Annotated in this window: 1 protein-coding gene; it reads left to right on the plus strand. The window is 64.7% G+C overall.

Features of this window, described 5'->3' with window-relative positions; genetic code table 11:
• Window positions 1-680, plus strand: a 680-nt coding sequence (locus LPA37_RS27640; protein ID WP_229014261.1) for a LysR substrate-binding domain-containing protein, incomplete at its 5' end; no start/stop codon positions are given.
• Between the last annotated feature and the right edge of the window lie 116 nt (window positions 681-796).

Below are 796 nucleotides of genomic sequence, written 5' to 3' on the forward strand. Positions count from 1 at the left end.
TGGGCCGTCATGTGCACTTCGATCCTGCGCAGGCCCGCCTGACTGTGGCTATCGCCTGCACGGACTATCTGGAGGCTGCATTGGTGCAGCCGCTGGTATTGCAGTTGCGCCAACAAGCGCCCGGCGTGAGGGTTGCGGTGCGTTTCCTGGACATGCCGCAACTAGCAGCGCAGATGGCCCGCGGGGAGGTAGACCTCGCGTTGATGACGCCCCGCGACGCCCCGACCAACCTGCGCAGCCGTCACCTGTTCGACGAGCGCTACGTGCTGATAGGCCGCCTCGGCCACCCGCGTCTGCGCCGCAAGCTCACGGCGGCACAATTTGCACAGCTGGAGCACATCATCGTGTCGCTGCGCGGCGGCGATTTCTCCACGCCCGTGGATGATATGTTGGCGAGCCTAGGTCTCCAGCGCAACGTGGTGCTGTCCGCGGCCTCGTTCCTGGTTGTGCCTGACATCGTGGCCCGCTCCGACCTCGTCGCTCTAGTACCGCAACGACTCGTGCGCGATCGGGTCGACGCGTTGATGATCGTTGACTGCCCTATTCCCGTGCCGAGCTTCGAGGTGAGCATGCTTTGGCATGAGCGAAGCCACGGACATGCCTCCCAGCGCTGGGTGCGCGAGTCGCTGAGGGCACTGGTCGCCAGCTGGGGCGAACCCGCGAAGATAACGCGACGATAGACCGGTAGTCCCGGGCGGCAGCGCGCGGTGCAACGACTAAGTCGAAGCCAGACCGCCCCTTTGAACGACCGCTTCCCGGTGACCAATCTGGGAATCCGAATGGCGAATATGGGTCG

It is taken from the genome of Paraburkholderia gardini, from assembly GCF_907164545.1.
In the GTDB taxonomy this organism is placed as follows: Bacteria; Pseudomonadota; Gammaproteobacteria; order Burkholderiales; family Burkholderiaceae; genus Paraburkholderia; species Paraburkholderia gardini.